The sequence below is a fragment of the Cognatiluteimonas weifangensis genome (assembly GCF_003416885.1).
GTDB classification, from domain to species: domain Bacteria; phylum Pseudomonadota; class Gammaproteobacteria; order Xanthomonadales; family Xanthomonadaceae; genus Cognatiluteimonas; species Cognatiluteimonas weifangensis.
Genome location: NZ_QVPD01000005.1, coordinates 154,858 through 174,230 on the forward strand (window position 1 = coordinate 154,858; position 19,373 = coordinate 174,230).

Sequence of the window (19,373 nt, forward strand, 5' to 3'; positions counted from 1 at the left end):
TGGGGCGGCCGAAACCCGCGCGCTACAATGCGGAATCGACAATTTCCGTATCCGAGCGCGCCCCATGAGCACCCCCGCCGCCCACCTGCCGAGCCCGCAACCGGAGACCACGCCGCTGCGCTTCGTCACCGCCGCCAGCCTGTTCGACGGCCACGACGCGGCGATCAACATCATGCGCCGGCTGATCCAGTCGCAGGGCGCCGAGGTGATCCACCTGGGCCACAACCGCAGCGTCGAGGACGTGGTCCGCGCCGCGCTGCAGGAGGACGCCGACGCGATCGCGCTGTCGTCCTACCAGGGCGGCCACATCGAATACCTCAAGTACATGGTCGACATGCTGCGCGAGCGCGGCGCCGGCCACATCCGGGTGTTCGCCGGCGGCGGCGGCACCATCACCCCGGAGGAGATCCGCGAGCTCGAAGCCTACGGCGTGGAGCGTATCTACCACCCCAACGACGGCATGCACATGGGGCTGGTGGCGATGATCGAGGACGTGGTGCGGCGCGCCGCGGCCGCGCGCCAGCCGGTCGACACCCCGCACCAGGTCGGGTTCGACAACGAGATCGAGATCGGCCGCATGCTCTCGGCGATCGAGGAGCAGGCGCTGGACGAGGCCGAGCTCGCGCGCCTGCGCAAGCAGTGGCAGCTGGCCGGTGGCAAGACCCCGGTGGTCGGCATCACCGGCACCGGCGGCGCCGGCAAGTCCTCGGTCACCGACGAGTTGCTCAACCGCTTCCTCGCCAGCTTCCCGCAGATGCACATCGCGGTGATCTCGGTCGACCCGACCCGCCGCCGCACCGGCGGCGCGCTGCTGGGCGACCGCATCCGCATGAACTCGCTGCGCTCCCAGCGCGTGTTCATGCGCTCCATGGCCACCCGCCGCCAGCACGCGGCCACCAACGTGGTGCTCAAGGACTGCATCGCCTTCCTCAAGTCGCTGGGCTACGACCTGGTGATCGTGGAGACCGCCGGCATTGGCCAGTCCGATTCGGAGATCGTCGACCTGGTCGACTTCCCGATGTACGTGATGACCAGCGACTTCGGCGCGCCGAGCCAGCTGGAGAAGATCGACATGCTCGACTTCGCCGAGCTCATCGTGCTCAACAAGTTCGACAAGCGCGGCGCCGAGGACGCGCTGCGCGACGTGCGCAAGCAGTGGAAGCGCAACCACGTCGCCTTCAAGGTCGCCGACGAGGACGTGCCGGTCTACCCGACCATCGCCAGCCAGTTCAACGACCCCGGCATCAGCTGGATGTTCGTCAACCTGTGCCGGGTGCTGCGCGACAAGCTGCAGTTGCCGGCGGAGCTGTGGACACCGCAGCTCGACACCTCGCTGAAGGAGCCGCGCGCCACCGTGCTGATCCCCGGCGCCCGCGTGCGCTACCTGGCCGAGATTGCCGAGCAGGGCCGGGCGATCAACCGGCAGATCGAGACCCAGGCCGAAGTCGCCGACCGCGCGCAGTCCTACTGGCAGTCGCTGCGCGACCTGGGCGACGACAAGCTGCCCAAGGCGCTGGACCTCTACGATTCCGGCGACCTGCTCGGCCCCTCATCCGGTCCTGCGGACCACCTTCTCCCCGCAAGCGGGGCGAAGGGCAGTGCCGACGCACCCCGGGCCACCGATACTTCCTCTTCGCTCCGCGCCAGCGGGGAGAAGGCACAAGGCCTCCCTTCGCCCCCAGTCAGCGGGGAGAAGGTGCCCGAAGGGCGGATGAGGGGCGCTGTTGACGTTGCTTCGCCCCGCGCCAGCGGGGAGAAGATGCCCGAAGGGCAGATGAGGGGCGCTCCTGGCCCCGACCGCTCGCTGCTCACCCTGCGCCAGCGCTACAACGACGCCCTGCAGTCGCTCGACGCCGAGGCGCTCAAGCTGCTGCGCGAGTGGCCGGCGCGGCTGCAATCCATCACCGCCGACGTCAACGAATACCAGGTCCGCAGCAAGACCATCCGCGTCGACAACTACCGCGAAACGCTGTCGCACCAGTCGGTGCCCAAGATCGCCGCGCCCACCTACCGTTCCTGGGGCGAGCTGCTGACCTTCCTGCAGAAGGAAAACCTGCCCGGCGCCTATCCCTACACCGGCGGCGTGTACCCCTACCGGCGCAGCGGCGAGGACCCGATCCGCATGTTCGCCGGCGAAGGCACGCCCGAGCGCACCAACCGCCGCTTCCACTACCTCAGCCTCGGCCAGCCGGCCGCGCGCCTGTCCACCGCCTTCGACTCCGTCACCCTGTACGGCGAAGACCCGGCCGAGCGCCCGGACATCTACGGCAAGATCGGCAACTCCGGCGTCAACATCCCCACCCTGGACGACATGAAGAAGCTGTACTCCGGCTTCGACCTGTGCGCGCCCACCACCAGCGTGTCGATGACCATCAACGGCCCGGCGCCGATGATCCTGGCGATGTTCATGAACACCGCCGTCGACCAGCAGGTGGAAAAGTACCTGCGCGCCGACCAGGCCCGCTGGGACGCCGCCCACGCCCGCATCGAGCAGTTGTTCGCGGGCAGGCAGCGCCCCGAGTACGCCGGCCCGCTGCCGGACGGCAACGACGGCCTCGGCCTGGCCCTGCTGGGCGTCACCGGCGACCAGCTGGTCGAGCCGGAGGTCTACGCGCAGATCAAGGCCGACACGCTGAAGACCGTGCGCGGCACCGTGCAGGCCGACATCCTCAAGGAGGACCAGGCGCAGAACACCTGCATCTTCAGCACCGAGTTCGCGCTGCGGATGATGGGCGACATCCAGCAGTACTTCGTCGACCACAAGGTCCGCAACTTCTACTCGGTGTCGATCTCCGGCTACCACATCGCCGAGGCCGGGGCCAACCCGATCAGCCAGCTCGCCTTCACCCTGAGCAACGGCTTCACCATCGTCGAGTACTACCTGGCGCGCGGGATGAAGATCGACGACTTCGCGCCCAACCTGTCGTTCTTCTTCTCCAACGGCATGGACCCGGAGTACACCGTCATCGGCCGCGTCGCCCGCCGCATCTGGGCGCGCGCCATGCGCGAGCGCTACGGCGCCTCCAGCCGCAGCCAGATGCTGAAGTACCACATCCAGACCAGCGGCCGCTCCCTGCACGCGCAGGAGATCCAGTTCAACGACATCCGCACCACGCTGCAGGCCCTGTACGCGCTGTTCGACAACTGCAACAGCCTGCACACCAACGCCTACGACGAGGCCATCACCACGCCGACCGAGGAAAGCGTGCGCCGCGCCGTGGCCATCCAGATGATCATCAACAAGGAGCTGGGGCTCAACTTCATCGAGAACCCCTGGCAGGGCAGCTTTGCCGTGGACTACCTCACCGACCTGGTGGAGGAAGCCGTGTACAAGGAGTTCGAGGCCATCAGCGAGCGCGGCGGCGTGCTCGGCGCCATGGACACCATGTACCAGCGCGGCAAGATCCAGGAAGAATCGCTGTACTACGAGCACAAGAAGCACGACGGCAGCCTGCCGCTGGTGGGCGTCAACACCTTCCTCGGCAAGGACGGCCAATCCGACGTGGCCACCACGATCGAACTGATCCGCTCCACCCCGGCAGAGAAGGCCCAGCAGATCGCTAACGTGGCCGTGTTCCAGCGCAACCGCAACGACCTTTCAACAACCGTTCGCCCTGAGCGTAGCCCGCAGGGCGGAGTCGAAGGGTCAGGCGCAGAGTCGAAGGGCCTGGCCTACCTGCAGGCCACCGCCCGCGAGCGCCGCAATGTGTTCGAATCGCTGATGGAAGCGGTGAAGACGCATAGCCTGGGGCAGATCAGCCATGCGTTGTATGAGGTGGGTGGGGAGTATCGGCGGAATATGTAACTCCTGAAAAAAGAGGTTTGGGAAAGGGGGCGGGAATGAGTGACTGGCTGGTCGATCTGTCTGACGAAGAACTATTCGGCAATGAGATGGCCGAAGACGAAGAGGAGCGGCTTTTCACTTCTTACGCCTATGAGAGAGTTGAATTTCAATCTTTCCTGAATCCTGCAACAAAACTCAAGGTTGTTCGGGCTTATAAGGGAGAAGGCAAGTCAGCTCTACTTCGGTGGACGTTTCTGAAGCTGCGCGAGTTCAAGAACGTCATCGCACATAACGCGTACGCGAACTCGCTGGCACCAAATCTTGCGGGTGCGTCAGAAGCTGAGTGCATCCGTCTTTGGAAAGAGTCATTTATCAGGGTGGCGGCTGCCGCGGTTGGTGCTCGGCTGGATTTTAAATTTAGCGACGATGTCTTATCTTTGCGGGAGGAAGCTGAAAGAGGTGGCTACGTTGAGCGGGGATTTGTCGCGGCGGTCCTAGCTCGCCTCCGCAAACTTCCTGGTGAGCCTGGCAACGTTGGGGCGGCAGACCCGGCTGCAGCTCTACAAAGGATCGCTGGTGCCAATGACCTGCAGATTTGGCTTGTTATTGATGACTTGGATGAGAACTTTCGAGACGTCGAAAGTGATTGCTTGAAAGTGATGTCAGCGCTTGTTGCAATGAGACAGCTTTGCAACGAGGTCAAGGAATTAAGGTTCAGAGCTTCGGTCCGTCCTAGTACTTGGGCCATCATCAAGAGAAAGTACGAGGCCCTTTCCAAAGTCGAACCTTATGTTGTGGATTTGCAGTGGTCTCGCGAACAGCTGGAGCTCATGCTTGCTGCTCGTGTGAAGTCCTACCTTTCGCGCAATAACGGGCCGGCTGTTGTTAGCGGGAAAATTCCCAGCATGAGCGCTCAACAGTTTGTAGCCATTGCGTTTGATGACCCAATGCCTTGGGGAAAGAAAGAGATTGATAAGGGCTATGCGGTTGATGATGAGCATGCCGACAAAAAGCGTTCGCCCGCAGTGGTCATTTCGACACTTGCACGCTATCGGCCGCGTTGGATGATCGAGCTCTGCAAGCTGGCGGCATCAAACGCTATCAAACGAAGGCAGCAAAAAATAGGGCTTGATGACCTAACTGCCAAGCTTGAGGATTTCGGTAAAACTCGAATTGACGACCTGATTGCGGAGTTCCGCGCTCAGTGTGACAAAATTGAGCTCATGATCCAGTCTTTCAAGGGCAAGCCTGAGCGCTTTCGTACCGACGAGCTTGTTAGGCACATGAAGAACAATTTGAGTGGGCGTGATGTGCGAATCGCCGGAATTTCAGGGAAACCGTCCGAAGCTGAGATGATTCGCTTTCTTTTTCAGATTGGTTTTCTAACCGCTAGGCGCGAACTTTCAAGCGGTGATTATCGCCACTATTCGTTCTTCGATGAGCCGACTTTGCTCTCTGACGGGGCAAACGATCTTGGCGCAAGTTGGGAAATTCCATCGTGCTTCAGGCAAGCGCTTCAACTGAGTAACGCCGCGCGTAGGATGCCACGCTAGAAAACAGGGAAAACAGGGGTCTGAAAACAGGAGTCAGAGTGCTAATTCCACACGAGGAAGAGGGGTGGAGTAGCTAATTTCGTCGGCTCGTAGCAAAGCAATCGGATAAAGGATCGGGTGCTCGCGCCATTGCGCGTTTAACCCTCACACCTTGCATCGCCGGTTGAGCGGTCGGCGGCCTCCCGCCCCATCAGAAATTTCCTACCCCACGCCCCGGCGTTGCCTGACGGCAATCCGCGCGCCGCGTCCCAACCATGCAGGAGTCCGCCCGGAATACGGCGGATGTTCCCAACCCAATGCATGGAGACGCATGTGAGCCAGAACCTGATTTCGCTGTCCTTCGACCCCGCCCAACTGACCGCCATCGACAAGGCGCTGGAGCAGCTGGAAAGCGCCTGCGCCGAGCTGATCGCGCTCGACCCCGACGCGCGCCGCAACCTCTACAAGATGGGCGACAAGTCCGAGGCCTTCTGCCGGCAGGCCCTGACGCTGCTGGCGCAGAACCCGCAGGTGGTGCCGCCCAGCCTGGGCCTGGCCGAGGCGCAGGCCGACCTGGCCGCCATCGACCAGCTGCGCCCGCGGCTGGCACGCCTGCAGCGGCTCACCGAGCGCATGACCGACACGGAAACCGCGCTGGGCAGCGACGTCATCAGCACCGCCCTGCAGGGCTACGCGCTGCTCAAGGTGGCCGGCAAGAACCAGGGCCTGGAAGGCCTGCGCGAAAGCCTGTCGGCGCGCTTCAAGGGCCGGCGCCGCCAGCCGGAAGCCGAACCCGCCTGAGCAGCGGCGCCCGCCGGCGACCCGAAAAGCCCCGGCGACGGGGCTTTTTTCCTGCCCCTCGAAGCCCCGCGCTCCGCCGCCGAGGCAAAACCGCTGGCGCCCGAAGCTCCGGGCCGCAAACGCCAGCCTCCGGGCTTCAAACACGAGGCTCCGAGCCTCAAACGCGAGGCTCGGGGCCTCAAAGGCGAGGCTCGGAGCCTCAAGCGCGAGGCTCGGAGCCTCAAAGGCGAGACTCGGAGGCTCAAACGCCAGGCTCGGAGCCTCCAACGCGAGGCTCGGAGCCTCAAACGCCAGTCTCGGGGCCTCAAACGCCAGCCTCGGAGCCCTCAAACGCGAGGCTCGGAGTGTAATGACCCAGTGATTTCCTGCTCAGGTGCCTACTTTTCACGGAGAGCACTTATGAGCCAAGTGATGGAAGAAGAGATCAAGCGTTGGACGGCCCGGCGGAAGTCGGCGCTGGTGCTGGAGATCATCCAGGGCAAGACGACGGTGGCCGAGGCGAGCCGGCAGTTCGATCTGACGCCTTCGGAGATCGAAAGCTGGGTCGACGAGGGCAAGCGAGGGCTGAGTTTGTTTCAAAAGCCGAGCCGCAAAGCGGCTTCGGCTTGTCCAAATAATCGCGCAAGCGCAGACCTGTCAAATGGAACCAGGCGACGCTCAAAGGCCATTACTGAAGCAATTGGCCCTCGTAAGGGACCACGGTCCACGCCAGACTGCTCACAGTTGCAGTGGCTTGTTGAGCCGTCGCCAGTCCTGACTTCCAGATCGTGTTGGCCCCGGTACTGGTGTTGCGCCAGAACACATCGTCTGAGCCGTCTCCATTGAAGTCGCCAATGGCAACGACCTTCCAATTCTGATTGGTGACACCCGTCATCGCCTGCGGAGTGGCTGCGTTCGCGGACTTCCAGATGACATTGACACCGCTCGCGATGTTGCGCCAGACCACATCGGCTTTGCCATCACCGTTGAAATCGCCTACTCCGACGACTTTCCAGCTCAGATTGGTCACACTGGCGATTGCCTGGGGCGTAGACGCGATGCCGGACAGCCAGATTGCGTTGGCCCCACTGCTGGTGTTGCGCCAAAGCACATCCGACTTGCGATCGCCATTGAAGTCGCCAACCCCGACGACTTTCCAATTCTGGTTCGTGACGCCAGTTGTCACCTGCTGGGTGGAAGACGTAGCCGACTTCCAGATCGTGTTGGCACCACTGGCGGTATTTCGCCAGAACACGTCCGCCCTTCCGTCTCCATTGAAGTCCCCCACACCAACGATCTTCCAGTTCCGATCGGTAACGGCGGTCATCGCCTGCGGCGTGGAGGCGCTGCCCGACCGCCAGATCGCATCCGCCCCACTCAGGGCATTGCGCCAGAGCACATCGGCCTTGCTGTCGCCGTTGAAGTCACCCACCCCAACCACTTTCCAGTTCTGGTCGACGACGCCGGTCGTCGTCTGTGATGTCGCGATGTTGCCCGACCTCCAGATCATGTTGGCGCCATTGCTGGTGTTCCGCCAGAAGACATCGGACTTTCCGTCACCGTCAAAATCGTGCCGCCTGGCCGCGACCGGCGGCGGCGCACCGGTGATCGTGATCCTGCCGGACATCCCAACGCCCGGCGCGCCGTGCGCATTGCAGAAGTAGTCGACGTTTCCCGCCGTGGGGAACGCGACGGTCGCCGACCAGGCATTGGAGCTGAGATCGCCGTTACCGCCGGCGCCGTCACAGCCGTTGGCGCAACGGAAGACCGTCACCGAGGGGGCACGTGACTCGACGTTGTGGAACCCGCCGGCGTTTCGAAACGTCACCGTATCGCCGACGGCGATGGTGAGCGTGCTCGGGGAGAAGGTCATGTTGGGCTGCGCGGTCACCGTGTGGTTGGCCGCCGACGCGGCTCCGCAGCACCCAAAAACTGTCAAAAGCGCCCACCGCATAGTCTTCATGGAATTCTCCAATCCAAAGCGGGGCAATAGCGTCTTACTCGCTACCTAACGATAGTCGCGCCGGGGTTGCAATTGCGTGAAAAAAACAGGCCTGGAGCCGGGTTCGTCCAGGGGCCGGCGTACTATCGGCCATCTCGCGCCCGGAGCCTTCGACATGCGGAAGTCCTGGTTTGTGGCCGGTGTGACATGTCTGCTGCTGGCGCGTCCGGTGAGCGCGCAGGTTTTCACGGCAGGAGATGAGTTGCTCGCGTCGGACCGCCCCGAAGCCTGGGCGATGAACTACGTCGGCGCGGCGACGCTCATGACGGCGTTCGGCGCAACTCCGGCATTGGCGTCAGGACAATGGAGCGGCGCGCTGGATGCCGGCTCGATCCCCAGCCTCAGCGAAGAGCAGCAGCGCGTCGGGTTTCGCGGCTCCAAGCAGGAAGACCTCAACAAGTCGCCGGTGTTCGGCCGGGCGCGAATCGCGATTGGACTCCAGGGTGGCTGGGTCGCCGAAGCCGGGTGGACGCCACCGCTGGCCATCAACGGCATACGCACGCGCAATCTGGTCGCCATTGCGTTGAGCCGACACCTGTATGCGACCGATTCCTTCAGTCTCTCTGCCCGGGTTTTCGGCCAGCACGGTGAGGCGGAAGGCGACATCACCTGCCCTGCGGAAGTGGTCGGCGTGAGTGACCCCGAGATCAATCCGGCTGGCTGCGTGGCGCCGTCACGGGATCGGATCGCCTTGCGGCATTACGGCGCCGACATGACGGCCGCCTGGGGGACCGCTCCCTGGCACGGGCATGCGACTTTGGGGGTGGCGCGCATGGAGCCGTTCGTGCAGGTCGACGCGCTGTTGATCGGGTCGGTCCGCGATCGCTCCCGGCTGGTCGCGCGGGATGTCCTTCCGTACGTGGCGGCCGGGGCTGGTCGCGACCTTGGTGACCGCTGGCGCCTGAGCTTCGAAGTCTTGTACGTGCCGTTGAGCGTCCAGCGCGATCCTGCCCGTGACGCCGGGAACGACCCGCTCACCAGCTTCCGTGCGCAGTTGCGCTACGACAGCCCGTGAGCCGGGCCGGATCGGGGCCGCCTTGGCCGGCCCCCCTGAACGCGCGACGTTGTATCCCCTACACGTAAGCGCGCGAAACACCGGACCCTTTCACCGAGCCGTCCGAACATGCGTCCATATTTCCTCGTGCTGGCGGTGGCGGTGGCCCTGGGCGCCTGTGGCGGCGATCGCATGGAGGCCACCGATGTCGCGGGCGCGGCACCGGACGCCGCAGGCGCGGGCGCGGACGCCGCGGTCCCCGTCGGCGCCGCGGAGGTGGTCGCTGCAGAGCCCGAGGCCGTCCCCGCCGCCCTTCCCGGGTGGTTCCCCGCGGACGTCTACCTGCCCGCGGAGCATGTGGTCGCCGAGGTCAACGAAGACCGGGGCGCGCACGCGGTCGAACTGCGGACCCACGGCGAGGTGTTCGCCACTGCCGAGCAGGCGCGGGCCGCGATGCTGGCCGCAGGCTGGACCGAGAGCCACTATTCGCCGATCGACACGCGCGGCGGCGCGAGCATGTACTACCGCAAGGGGGACCGCAGCGCGACCTTGGCAATGGCTTCGGGCGGCACCGGCCAGGTGCGGGTGATGTACAACTTTGCCACCGTGGGTGAAACAGGGGTCAAGTGAAACCGTCGAAACAGGCGAAACAGGGGTCAGAGTACTGATTGCTCACGATGAAAATGGTGCCGGTGCCGATCCCCGGCGATGGCCGCGCAGCGAAATGCCGCGCCCGCCTAACGGAAGACCATGCCGCCATCGGTGATGATGGCCTGGCCGGTGATGTAGTCCGAGTCGGGCGAGGCCAGGAAGGACACCAGGTTCGCCACGTCCTCCGGCTCCTGGGTGCGGCCTAGCAGGATGCCGGCGGCGAACTTCTCGAACGCCTCGCCCGGCGCGGTGCCCAGGTAGTGGCTCATCGCTGCGTCGATGCGGTCCCACATCGAGGTGCCGGCCACGCCGGGGCAGTAGGCGTTCACCGTGATGCCGTCGCGCGCGTACTCCTTGGCCGCGGTCTGGGTCAGCGAGCGCACCACATGCTTGGTGGCGCAGTAGATGCCCAGCATCTCGTAGGACTCGTGCCCGGCGATCGAGCAGGCGTTGATGATCTTGCCGATGCCGTCGTCCTGCTTGCGCATCTGCGCGGCCGCCGCCTGCATGCCGTAGAGCACGCCGTGCACGTTGATCCGGAAGATTCGGTCCAGATCGTCCGGCCCGACCTCGTCCAGCGGCTTGACCTGCTCGATGCCGGCGTTGTTGACGAACACGTCGAGCCGGCCGAACGCCTCGACGGCCTTGGCGACCAGCGCTTGCTGGTCCTCCCGTTTGGACACGTCGCCCTGGAAGGTTTCCACCGCGTGGCCGGCCGCTTCGAACGCCTTGCGCGTGGCTGCGAGCTTGTCCGCGTCGATGTCGGACAACACCACCGCGAGGCCGTCGGCGGCCAGGCGCGTGGCGATGCCTTTGCCCAGCCCGGCCGCGCCGCCGGTGATCACCGCGACGCGCTGGGTATCCGGTTGCGCGCGGGCGGCTCTCTGCACGGCGCGATGGGCGCTGCGGGTGCCTGCCTGATCCTGTGTCGGGTTGCTGGGCATGTTCACGGCACACCTCCGGCGGGGGAGGGGCGAGAATCCGTCGCGAGCCGTGAACACGGCGTCTTTCTAATCCGTAAGATCCAGATCCGGGTAGCGCTTCTGCAAGGCGTTGCTGAGGCGATTGCGGCGACGGGAATCCAGTTGCGGTTGCGATCCGGCGTCGGTAAACAGGCTGGTCATCTTCGGATTGATGACGCACACGTCGCTGGCAAGGCTTTCCTTGTTCGCTTGGACGAACCATTCGGGCAGGCAGACGACGGGGATGACCGCCGTCGCTTCTCCGGTTTCCCCGCGGAGGTAGTCGGCGAGCCATCGGGCCTGTGCGCGCGCCTGTTCCAGATAAGCAGGGCTGGCGATCGTTGCCCCGCTGGACGACATGCTGCGGGATGCCGGGGAGATCGATGCGGCGGGGGCGGGGCATTCGGGCTGGCCTGCCTGGAGGGACAGCGCAGGTTCGTGATGGGGGCGTCTTGCGTCGATCAGGCGGTAGCGCAGGTTGGTGTCGGGAAAAGCTGACTCTGACCCCGGGTTACCGGGTTAGCCCGGGGACGGACGCGGCCGCCTGCGTCCGATGCGTCCCATATCGTGCGTTGCCCCCACTGGATGGGCCGGGTCCGGTCCACCGGAACGGGCGGCGGATCGCCGCCCATCACATGGAGGACGGTATGAACAGGTGGGCATTTGCGATTCCGACATTGCTGATGGCGAGCATGGCGCTGGCCCAGCAGCCCGAACCCACGGAGTTGGCGGCAGTGCGGGTCGTGGCGATGCACGGTGGGCCAGAGGAGTTCGTGACGGTGTCGTGCAAGACGCCCGATGAGATGACCATGGACGACGTGCATCGCGTGCTCGACGTCAAGGACCCGACGAAGGTGCCCGGCCTGCGCAAGCAGCTCGTCGCTGCGGCCACCGAGGCCTGCTCGGCCAGGATCGAGAAGATCATGGTGTCGCGCACGGGCGACAGCAGCGACGTGACCTGGAAGGCCGCGAACTGAACTGCAGGGGCGCATGGCCGCCCGGCGCGACCACGCGGTCCCTCGCATCCGCTGTTCGAAGCAGGTCCCCGCATCCTCGTCGAGGACGAGGAGGGCGGCGTGCGCCGCGAGAAACAGGGGTCAGAGTCGACTTTCTTGCTGGGCCTTCGCCGACTTCCCCGGCCGTCCGATCTTCTGCAGATCCAGCATGGTGCGTCTCGCCAGCCCCGTTCGCCAGTTCAATGCGGATGTTCGTGGTGCGGCGCAGCGGTGCAGCGCCAATACTGGACCAGGCGGGCGCGGACGCCCTTGAACGACGAGATATCGAAGCGGAACGCGACCTGCGAGCCTGCGGCGGTGTTGCGCAGCCGGACCTCCATCTGGCGCGCGGTTTCCATCGCCGCAAACAGGTCCTCATCGCCGAACCAGACTTCCCAGCCAATCACGACAGGCCTGGTTCCGTCCTTCGGATCGTCGATGTTCAACTGCCCGGGAAACCGCTTGCCATCCAGCAGGACATCCACGGCATCGGCACTCCAGCGGCGCGATGGACCACCGGCTTGCGGCGTGTGGCGGATCTGCAGGCTGGCGGTCATCAGTGCCGGAAGTTCGCCGACCGAGGGCTTGGCGGTGGCGTGCGACTCATCGTTGGACGTGTGGCTGAAGGCGATCCCGAGCGTGGCCGTGCCGTGTTCGGAAGCGACCGAAACGAGGCGATAGCGCGCCCTGCCGACGACGGTGTTGCCGGACTCGCTCTGATACCAGCCGCCCACCTCGGTATCGGGCAGCTCCGGGATCAGGCACTGCGATTGCGCCGATGCGAATTCCGGGAGCAGCAGCAGTCCAAAGACCCACATGGCCAGATGTTTCGACATCGACGTCTTCCCCTTGTGTCTTGCCGTAGACCGTGGCCACTGTAACCGCCTGGCGGCAAAACAAAACAGGGGTCCGAAAACAGGGGTCGGAGCGCTGATTCTGGAACCTGACCCCGAAAACAGGGATCAGGGCGCTAATTCTGGAACCCGACCCCATTCTTGACCTGAGACTGCACTGCGTTAGCCTGCGCGCATGCTGGAAGCAGCGAGGCGGGCACCGACATCCACTCCGCCGCGGCCGCGCCGCAGGCCGCAAGGGTGGACTGCAGTTTTACTTCGCTGCAACCGATGGGCCGGGCAGGGTATCCATGAAGGAACCTCCGCTCGCCTGGATTCGGTTCGCTCATGTCTGTTCACACCCTTTGCGCCATGTTGGCCGGTCTGCTTGCCGGCTGTGCCATGTTCCCGCTTTCGGCGGCCGTCCCGCCGCGGAATGCAGTAGACCCTGCGATCACCGCCCCGATCGCGAAAGCGCTGGATGCGGTGCAGCGCATGCCTGGCAGCTATCCCACCGTCGCAGCCGTGGTGGTGCAGGGCGATGCACCGCCGTGGTTCCATGTGCGCGGGCCGGTCCGGCCCGGCGATGCTGCACCGGCCGACGCACGCACACTGTTCTACATTGCGTCCCAAACCAAGTCATTCATGGGCCTGCTCGGCGCGGTGCTCGACCGTAGGGGCGTGCTGCCGTTGGACACGACACTGGCTGCGGTCTGGCCGTCCCTGCGCTTGCCCGCGCCGGCGGATCCCCGGCGGATCACCCTAGCCGACCTGCTTTCCCACGAGGAAGGCCTGACCACCCACACGCTCAACTTCGTCACTGCCTACGTGCGCGACATCCCCGCAGCGGACTATCCGCGCTGGCTGGAGAGCGAGGTACAGGTGCGCGACCCGGGTTTCCGCTATGCGAACATCGGCGACCTCATCTACGGGGCGGCGCTGGAGGCGCATACCGGCCGCAACTGGCACGACTGGTTGAATGAAGCGGTCCTCGCGCCGCTGCAGCTGCAGAACGAGGTGACATCGCGGCCGTCGCAGGTCGTGCCGGCGCGAATCGTCTCGAACTACCAGTGGGATGGACATGCATGGCATCCCGTCGCGCCCAAGTCCGATGCGCTGATGCACGCCGCCGGCGGGCTGTTCGCCTCGGCGAACGGCATGGCGCGGTGGATGCAGGCCAATCTTGGGCTGTCCGATGCCGGCGACGCGCTGCAGCCAGGCGATTTCGCACGGGCGCAGGAACCCGTCGCCGACGCCAGGCTGTCCGATGGCCAGATCGATTGCAGCGGCTACAGCCTGGGCTGGTACACGTGCACCTACAAGGGTCAACACGCCCTGATGCATGGGGGTGCCTACGTGGGCACGGTCTCGATGACCGTACTGGTGCCGTCCGCACGTGCCGGCCTGTCGCTGGTGGTCAACAGCGATAGCGCGATGGAAGGCTTCGAGCTGGAGGTCATGAAGGCATTCATCGGCCTGGCGACGGGCGGTGAGGGCGAAGGCGCGCGCCTGGATGCAGCGGTGAGCGCGTTTCCGGCGCGGCTGGCGGCGCTGGTGACGAAGCGCAAGAAGGCCCTCGTCGAGTCGCGTGCCGATGCGGCGGGAGCAGGGTCGACCTGGCAGCCGGACGCGGCTGCCTTGCAGGCGTGCACGGGTCGCTTCCACGACGACCTGTTCGGCACCCTCTGGGTGCGCAGCGGCGCCGAAGGACTCACCGCGGACATCGGCGCCCGGCATCTCGTGCTCGAGCCTGTGCGGCCGGGGTTGTTCGCAGCGGCCGATGGGACCCTCGATGTTCCCGAGCCGATGACCTGCCAGCCGGAAGCCGGAGTGCTCGAATGGCGCGGTCGCCGCTTTCGATCGCAGGCAGGTCGGTAGCATCAGGCGCGCGGACGCTGTGTCCCCTTTTGAAGAGCGCTAGCTTTTCTTTTCCGGACGCTTGCCGACCCCCGGCACTGCAGTGACCTGTCTCATCCACGCTACAAGCTGGCGTTCGTCGATGTCGTCCAGAGAGGCAAGCTCGACGCCCCGGGTCGACTTGCCCATGGCCACGGGCGTGACCGGCGGGACCGGTTCGAGTGTCATGCCGTTGATGAACATCAGCTTCACGTGACTCGCGAAGCCGCCGCAAGAGAAGCACCAGCCATCGCCAACGCCGTAGTACGCCATGCCCCATTTCACGCTGCGTTGCAGCCCGGGCAATGCGTCGGCGGCCAGCCGGTCGATGCGTTCGGCGATGCCGCGTTGCGGTTGCGGCAGGCTGGCGATGTAGGCGAAGACGGGTTTGTCGCCGATGGCGGCCTTGGCCGGGCTGGCCTTTCCGTTCATCGCCTCCGGCAGCGGCGCGGGCACCGTGGCGGGCTTGGCCGCCCGCCTGGCGGCGGGCCTGGTGCCGGTATCCGGTTTGCGGGTTGCCATCGCTCGCTCCTTGGTCGATTGCGTGGTGCGTGAGGGCGAGGAACGAGTGTCGCGGAGCGGAAAACAGGGGGCAGAGTACTCATTGCAGAGTTTGGCGACGTGAATAACCTGGACGCCCTTGTTGCTGCCCGCCATGTACCTCCAAGGGAGCGGAACGTTATCCTGCCAGCTCGTGGAAACCAGGTCGATCCCATGAAGGCCACCGTCGCAGGTCTCATCACCCCGCATGTCCTGCGGGTCGCTGATCTCGCCAAGCAAGCCGAGGCAGGCGCCAACGTCGACTGGCATGTGAAGGATGCCGTCGCGGCGACGATCCGCGAGCTCGGGCTCCAATACAATGCCCGGGACCTGCTTGCGGCCTACGTCCAATGGCTGGAGACCACGGCCCGCGAGGCAGCGCCTGCGCGCGAGGCTTATGCCCGCGTGTTGCAGGCAGCGGCGACTGCCGCCCGAGGCCTCATGGAACGCGACTAGGGGTTGGCGATGGACGCCAATCCGCTGGACAACCCGTTCTGGTCCTCGCTGCGCACGCGCCACCGCGGCATCGCGCGCGTGGCCGGCGAGGTCGCGCGCTATCCGGCCGAGTACGCGCCCTTCCTCGGCATCGCGCACGCGCACAGCGCGCTGGGCGGCGCGCTCGATGCGCTGGTCGCGGCGGGCGAGAGCGTGTACCTGCTCGGGGTGGCGCCCGCCGCGGTGCCGCGCGGCTGGGCGCTGCAGGCGTTCCGCCCGCTGGCGCAGATGGTGCGCGAGACGCCGATGGACGTCATCGCCGGCCCCGACGTGCGGCCGCTGGCCGACGCCGACCGCGCCGAGGTCCTGGCGCTGGTCGCGCTGGTGTATCCGCACTACTTCCGCGAGCGCACGATGGAGCTGGGCCGTTACTTCGGCATCCGGGTCGAAGGCCGGCTGGCGGCGATGATCGGGGAGCGCCTGGGCAACGACGCCGCCACCGAGCTCAGCGCGATCTGCACGCATCCGGAGTTCACCGGGCGCGGGCTCGCGCGCCGCCTGACCGCTTGGCTGGCCAACGACGTGCTGGCGCAGGGGCGCATGCCCTTCCTGCACGTGAGCCACGAGAACGCGCGGGCCAGGGCGCTGTATGAGCGCATGGGATTCCGGCTGCGCCGCGACATCGGCTTCTGGTCGCTGCGGCGCAGCTGACGCAAGCGCAGCGGGGCGCGGGGCCGGATGCCAGGTGGAGCGCGGCTCGCCATCTATTACCGGGGCAGGGACTGCCGGGTCGGGCACTGCGGCACGGGCGGGATCCCGTTCGGCCGGTAGGTGGTGAGTCGCTGAGCGCGAATCCCGCGAAAGCAGAAAAACAGGGGCCAGGGTCGATTTTCTTGATCGGAAAAGCGAGCCTGACCCCATTGCTCCTTCACTCGGCCAGGCGGCAGTACGCGTCCATCACGTCGTCGTCGTATTCCGACAGGAACGTCGTCGGCGCAGTCGGTGGAGACGTATGTGCCATGAAGAACGTCGCCCGGATCGTGACCGGCAGATTGCTGTAGTTGCGCGCGGTGTGCGGGTTCTCGGGCGGCACGAACGCCTCCCCCGTCGCGTACTCGTGCGCAACGCAGTCGTCATCGATGATGGTGAGCGTGCCGCCGCCGGTCACGATGCCGAAGGTCGGCCCCGGATGGGTGTGCCAGTCGATGCCGCCGCCGTTGGCAGGAAGATTGATGTTGGCGGCCATGACGTCGATTTGCTCGTTCTCGACATCGGGCATGATGATTTTCACCGGGCCATTGATGACCTTGCCATCCACGGTGCCACGGGCGCCGTTGGTCACGGTCGCGCCGCCAAGGACGGTTCCGGCGACCGCCGCTGTCGCCGCGGCGTACAGGCTGCCCGCAGCCGCGACCGCCATGGCCAGTTTCATGAGTTTCATGTCTTCCTCCTTGTCGAAGTCGTTTCACTGCACACGAGGAGCAACGCCGAGTCATCCGCGCACACGGAGACCATGCGCCCCAGCTCCTTCACTTACCGCGGCAACCAGTATTCACGCGTCGCGGGCGCCTGCTTGAAGGCCACCCGAAGATTTCATGAAGATTGCGCGGGACAAGCTGGGCCGGCAGCGCAATCGGCGGTACCCGAGGTGGCGATGGCCGATGCCAATGCCAAGACAACGGGTCCGGAACCGCACGCAGCGGTCGGAGCGCTGCGGCGCAGCTGACGCAAGCGCAGGGGGTGCGGGATCGCGGTGGCCGCGTCCGCGCTTGCCTTTTGGCTACAATCGCAGACGGTTCCGCTTGCACAGGCCCGCGCACGCCATGTCCCGCCCGCACGTCGCCGAGCCGGTCGTGATGCTGGCGACGGTGCTGCAATGGCTGCTGCTGTCGATCCTCACCGGCACCGTGGTCGGCGCGGGCTGCACGGTGTTCCTGCGGCTGCTGTTCGCGGTCGAGGGCCGCGCCTACGGCCTGCCGTGGTGGAGCCAGCTGGGGCTGCTGCTGGCCGGCGGGCTCGCCAACGGGCTGCTGCTGCACTACGGCTACCGGCGGCGCAACGGCCTGCAGGATTCGCCGATCGTCGCGGTCAACCAGCAGCGCGGGCAGATGCCGTTGCACACGGCGTGGATCAAGCCGACGGCGGCGCTGGTCACCCTGGGCTGCGGCGGCTCGGCCGGCAAGGAAGGGCCGTGCGCGCACATCGGCGCCAGCCTAGCGGCGGGCATCGGCCGCATGCTGCGGCTGAATTCCGAGCTGCGCAAGCGGCTGCTGGCGTGCGGCGTCAGCGCCGGGTTCGCCAGCGTGTTCGGCACGCCGATCGCGGGCGCGATCTATGGCGTGGAGATGCTGGCGATCGGGCGCATCCGCCACGATTTCCTGTTCCCCGGCATCGTCGCCGGCGTGACCGCGCTGCAGGTGTGCAAGTCGCTGGGCGTGCCGTATCCGGTCTACCACATCGACTTCGCGGCCGGGTTCACCGAGCTGCTGTTCCTGAAGACGGTGCTGATCGGCGTGCTGTGCGGGGCGGCGGCGTGGCTGTTCGTCGAACTGCTGCAGCTGGCGCGGCGGCTGTTCGGACGGCTGCGCACGCGCTACGCGCTGTGGCCGCCGCTGGTGCCGGTGCTGGGCGGCGCGCTGGTCGCGTTGCTGGTGCTGATGGTGCCGGACGACTACCTCGGCCTGAGCCTGCCGGTGATGGAGCGCGCGCTGCACGGCGAGGCGGTGCCGCACCTGGGGTTCCTGTGGAAGGCGTTGCTGGTGGCGATCACGCTGGGCTCGGGGTTCTACGGCGGCATCGTCACCCCGCAGTTCGTGATCGGGGCGGTGCTGGGCGGCGCGTTCGCGCACCTGTTCGGGCTGGCGCCGGCGCTGGGCGCGGCGGTGGGCCTGGCCGCGGTGGTGGCGTCGGCCTCCAACGCGCCGATCGCGGCGATCCTGATGGGCGTGGAGTTGTTCGGCGCGGGTGCGCTGCTGCACGTCGCCGGCGCCTGCGTGGCCGCCTACCTGGTGATCGGCCACCGCAGCGTGTACCCCGCGCAGCAGATCGCCTACAGCAAGTCCTCGTGGATCTTCGCCCGCGCCGACCTGCCGGTGGGGCAGGAGAAGGTGCGCCTGTCGTACGGCCTGCTGCGCTGGTGGCGCCGCCGCCGGCAACGCAACAAGGGGGGGCAGGGGGCATGACGTCCGGTCCGCTGCAATGCATCCATGAAGATGCCCGCCGCGCCTCTGCGGCGGGGGATGGCTACGAGTACCGGTGCCAAGATGGATTTCTTCGAGGAGAGGATGGCGTTCGTATTCCGGTTCGGCGCGCGTGACCGGCGTGTCCTGCCGCGGGATGCGAAGGTCGGCAGCGGCGACGGGGATATGGCGATGAGTCCGGCGGCGTGAGGGGAAAGTGAACCTCGCCCGGCGCTGCCTGCTCCCGCGACGCGCTCCCGGGATTGACGCAGGTCAACGTCCGGCGCCCGGGCGGACCGAGGATGCTGCGTGTTGCCACGGCGGAGCACCCGGCATGGACGAGAACATTCGGCGCAAGATCGAGGCCCTGCTCGACGCGCACCGCATCATGACCGTCGCGACGCTGCGCCCCGACGGCTGGCCGCAGGCCACTACCGTCGGCTACGTCAACGAGGGCCTGCTGCTGTACTTCCTGTGCGGACTCGACAGCCAGAAGGCGGCCAATCTGGCGCGCGACGATCGGGTGTCGCTGACCATCGATCACGACACGCCGGACATCATGCGCATCACCGGCCTGTCGATGGCCGCGCGGGCGACGCCCGTGCGCGATCGCAGCGAGGCCGAGCGCATCCTCGGCCTGCTGCCCGGCAAGTACCCCGCGCAGACGACGCCGCTGCCGATGCCGATGCCCACGCCCGACCAGGTCCGCATCTTCCGCGTCGAGCCGGTGGTGATCTCGGTGCTGGACTACAGCCAGGGCTTCGGCCACACCGACCTGGTCCGTTGTTGA

At 66.1% G+C, this 19,373-nt stretch carries 18 protein-coding genes and 2 pseudogenes; 13 read left to right on the plus strand and 7 right to left on the minus strand.

Annotated elements, in window-relative coordinates:
• Positions 1-64 precede the first annotated feature (64 nt).
• From D0Y53_RS06750 to D0Y53_RS13190, 4 genes and pseudogenes are all read left to right on the plus strand, one after another.
• Positions 65-3,805 (plus strand): methylmalonyl-CoA mutase family protein, encoded by a 3,741-nt coding sequence (locus D0Y53_RS06750; RefSeq protein ID WP_117202443.1) that lies wholly within the window; start codon positions 65-67, stop codon positions 3,803-3,805.
• 35 nt (positions 3,806-3,840) lie between these two features.
• On the plus strand, positions 3,841-5,337 hold the full coding sequence (locus D0Y53_RS12635; protein ID WP_147319024.1) for a P-loop ATPase, Sll1717 family: 1,497 nt from the start codon (positions 3,841-3,843) through the stop codon (positions 5,335-5,337).
• 312 nt (positions 5,338-5,649) lie between these two features.
• Positions 5,650-6,117, plus strand: a complete 468-nt coding sequence (locus tag D0Y53_RS06755; protein ID WP_117202544.1) for a hypothetical protein — start codon at positions 5,650-5,652, stop codon at positions 6,115-6,117.
• Between the two features lie 411 nt (positions 6,118-6,528).
• Positions 6,529-6,654, plus strand: a pseudogene (locus D0Y53_RS13190) (DUF1153 domain-containing protein); the annotation flags it as partial.
• Between the two features lie 130 nt (positions 6,655-6,784).
• Here D0Y53_RS13190 and D0Y53_RS06770 read toward each other — a convergent pair.
• Entirely contained in the window at positions 6,785-7,987 is a 1,203-nt protein-coding gene (locus D0Y53_RS06770; RefSeq protein WP_233511690.1) for an FG-GAP-like repeat-containing protein, read from the minus strand.
• A gap of 226 nt (positions 7,988-8,213) precedes the next feature.
• Here D0Y53_RS06770 and D0Y53_RS06775 point away from each other — a divergent pair, with 226 nt between their 5' ends.
• Both D0Y53_RS06775 and D0Y53_RS12640 read left to right on the plus strand, forming a co-directional pair.
• On the plus strand, positions 8,214-9,113 hold the full coding sequence (locus D0Y53_RS06775) for a hypothetical protein (RefSeq protein ID WP_117202445.1): 900 nt from the start codon (positions 8,214-8,216) through the stop codon (positions 9,111-9,113).
• A 108-nt stretch (positions 9,114-9,221) separates the two neighbouring features.
• Positions 9,222-9,722, plus strand: coding sequence for a hypothetical protein (locus D0Y53_RS12640; protein ID WP_147319025.1), 501 nt, complete (start codon positions 9,222-9,224; stop codon positions 9,720-9,722).
• Between the two features lie 107 nt (positions 9,723-9,829).
• On the opposite strand, the gene D0Y53_RS06785 is transcribed toward D0Y53_RS12640, so the two are convergent.
• The 3 genes and pseudogenes from D0Y53_RS06785 to D0Y53_RS13090 all read right to left on the minus strand — a co-directional run.
• Entirely contained in the window at positions 9,830-10,633 is an 804-nt protein-coding gene (locus D0Y53_RS06785; RefSeq protein ID WP_233511691.1) for an acetoin reductase, read from the minus strand.
• A gap of 120 nt (positions 10,634-10,753) precedes the next feature.
• On the minus strand, positions 10,754-11,065 hold the full coding sequence (locus D0Y53_RS06790; RefSeq protein WP_117202448.1) for a hypothetical protein: 312 nt from the start codon (positions 11,063-11,065) through the stop codon (positions 10,754-10,756).
• Positions 11,031-11,108: pseudogene (locus D0Y53_RS13090) on the minus strand (transposase); the annotation flags it as partial. The pseudogene D0Y53_RS13090 and the gene D0Y53_RS06790, both read right to left, overlap by 35 nt.
• Positions 11,109-11,352: 244 nt before the next feature.
• Here D0Y53_RS13090 and D0Y53_RS06795 point away from each other — a divergent pair.
• A complete protein-coding gene (locus tag D0Y53_RS06795; protein ID WP_147319026.1) occupies positions 11,353-11,682 on the plus strand; it encodes a hypothetical protein in 330 nt (109 codons plus the stop codon).
• 218 nt (positions 11,683-11,900) lie between these two features.
• Here D0Y53_RS06795 and D0Y53_RS06800 read toward each other — a convergent pair whose 3' ends face one another.
• Positions 11,901-12,536: a hypothetical protein gene (locus D0Y53_RS06800; protein WP_147319027.1), complete on the minus strand. Its 636-nt coding sequence runs from the start codon at positions 12,534-12,536 to the stop codon at positions 11,901-11,903.
• Positions 12,537-12,905: 369 nt separating this feature from the next.
• Between D0Y53_RS06800 and D0Y53_RS06805 the strand changes: the two genes are divergently transcribed.
• A complete protein-coding gene (locus tag D0Y53_RS06805; protein ID WP_158550597.1) occupies positions 12,906-14,411 on the plus strand; it encodes a serine hydrolase domain-containing protein in 1,506 nt (501 codons plus the stop codon).
• 39 nt (positions 14,412-14,450) lie between these two features.
• Here D0Y53_RS06805 and D0Y53_RS06810 read toward each other — a convergent pair whose 3' ends face one another.
• Positions 14,451-14,951: a DUF1801 domain-containing protein gene (locus D0Y53_RS06810; RefSeq protein WP_117202452.1), complete on the minus strand. Its 501-nt coding sequence runs from the start codon at positions 14,949-14,951 to the stop codon at positions 14,451-14,453.
• Positions 14,952-15,143: 192 nt separating this feature from the next.
• On the opposite strand from D0Y53_RS06810, the gene D0Y53_RS06815 reads away from it, so the two are divergent.
• Positions 15,144-15,425 (plus strand): hypothetical protein, encoded by a 282-nt coding sequence (locus D0Y53_RS06815; protein WP_117202453.1) that lies wholly within the window; start codon positions 15,144-15,146, stop codon positions 15,423-15,425.
• 9 nt (positions 15,426-15,434) lie between these two features.
• A complete protein-coding gene (locus D0Y53_RS06820; RefSeq protein ID WP_117202454.1) occupies positions 15,435-16,115 on the plus strand; it encodes a GNAT family N-acetyltransferase in 681 nt (226 codons plus the stop codon).
• A gap of 217 nt (positions 16,116-16,332) precedes the next feature.
• On the opposite strand, the gene D0Y53_RS06825 is transcribed toward D0Y53_RS06820, so the two are convergent.
• A complete protein-coding gene (locus D0Y53_RS06825) occupies positions 16,333-16,845 on the minus strand; it encodes a cupin domain-containing protein (protein WP_147319028.1) in 513 nt (170 codons plus the stop codon).
• A 382-nt stretch (positions 16,846-17,227) separates the two neighbouring features.
• On the opposite strand from D0Y53_RS06825, the gene D0Y53_RS06830 reads away from it, so the two are divergent.
• From D0Y53_RS06830 to D0Y53_RS06840, 3 genes are all read left to right on the plus strand, one after another.
• Positions 17,228-18,586 (plus strand): chloride channel protein, encoded by a 1,359-nt coding sequence (locus D0Y53_RS06830; protein ID WP_117202456.1) that lies wholly within the window; start codon positions 17,228-17,230, stop codon positions 18,584-18,586.
• A gap of 24 nt (positions 18,587-18,610) precedes the next feature.
• Entirely contained in the window at positions 18,611-18,793 is a 183-nt protein-coding gene (locus D0Y53_RS06835; protein ID WP_117202457.1) for a hypothetical protein, read from the plus strand.
• A gap of 124 nt (positions 18,794-18,917) precedes the next feature.
• Positions 18,918-19,373 (plus strand): pyridoxamine 5'-phosphate oxidase family protein, encoded by a 456-nt coding sequence (locus D0Y53_RS06840; RefSeq protein ID WP_117202458.1) that lies wholly within the window; start codon positions 18,918-18,920, stop codon positions 19,371-19,373.

What these genes read in the sequence shown, in the direction of transcription:
- D0Y53_RS06795 (WP_147319026.1), top strand. Translation starts at nt 11,353, where the DNA reads ATGAACAGGTGGGCATTTGCGATTCCGACATTGCTGATGGCGAGCATG.
- D0Y53_RS06825 (WP_147319028.1), bottom strand. Translation starts at nt 16,845, where the DNA reads ATGAAACTCATGAAACTGGCCATGGCGGTCGCGGCTGCGGGCAGCCTG.
- D0Y53_RS06750 (WP_117202443.1), top strand. Translation starts at nt 65, where the DNA reads ATGAGCACCCCCGCCGCCCACCTGCCGAGCCCGCAACCGGAGACCACG.
- D0Y53_RS06810 (WP_117202452.1), bottom strand. Translation starts at nt 14,951, where the DNA reads ATGGCAACCCGCAAACCGGATACCGGCACCAGGCCCGCCGCCAGGCGG.
- D0Y53_RS06815 (WP_117202453.1), top strand. Translation starts at nt 15,144, where the DNA reads ATGAAGGCCACCGTCGCAGGTCTCATCACCCCGCATGTCCTGCGGGTC.
- D0Y53_RS06800 (WP_147319027.1), bottom strand. Translation starts at nt 12,536, where the DNA reads ATGTCGAAACATCTGGCCATGTGGGTCTTTGGACTGCTGCTGCTCCCG.
- D0Y53_RS06820 (WP_117202454.1), top strand. Translation starts at nt 15,435, where the DNA reads ATGGACGCCAATCCGCTGGACAACCCGTTCTGGTCCTCGCTGCGCACG.
- D0Y53_RS12640 (WP_147319025.1), top strand. Translation starts at nt 9,222, where the DNA reads ATGCGTCCATATTTCCTCGTGCTGGCGGTGGCGGTGGCCCTGGGCGCC.
- D0Y53_RS06830 (WP_117202456.1), top strand. Translation starts at nt 17,228, where the DNA reads ATGTCCCGCCCGCACGTCGCCGAGCCGGTCGTGATGCTGGCGACGGTG.
- D0Y53_RS06840 (WP_117202458.1), top strand. Translation starts at nt 18,918, where the DNA reads ATGGACGAGAACATTCGGCGCAAGATCGAGGCCCTGCTCGACGCGCAC.
- D0Y53_RS12635 (WP_147319024.1), top strand. Translation starts at nt 3,841, where the DNA reads ATGAGTGACTGGCTGGTCGATCTGTCTGACGAAGAACTATTCGGCAAT.
- D0Y53_RS06835 (WP_117202457.1), top strand. Translation starts at nt 18,611, where the DNA reads ATGAAGATGCCCGCCGCGCCTCTGCGGCGGGGGATGGCTACGAGTACC.
- D0Y53_RS06790 (WP_117202448.1), bottom strand. Translation starts at nt 11,065, where the DNA reads ATGTCGTCCAGCGGGGCAACGATCGCCAGCCCTGCTTATCTGGAACAG.
- D0Y53_RS06775 (WP_117202445.1), top strand. Translation starts at nt 8,214, where the DNA reads ATGCGGAAGTCCTGGTTTGTGGCCGGTGTGACATGTCTGCTGCTGGCG.
- D0Y53_RS06805 (WP_158550597.1), top strand. Translation starts at nt 12,906, where the DNA reads ATGTTGGCCGGTCTGCTTGCCGGCTGTGCCATGTTCCCGCTTTCGGCG.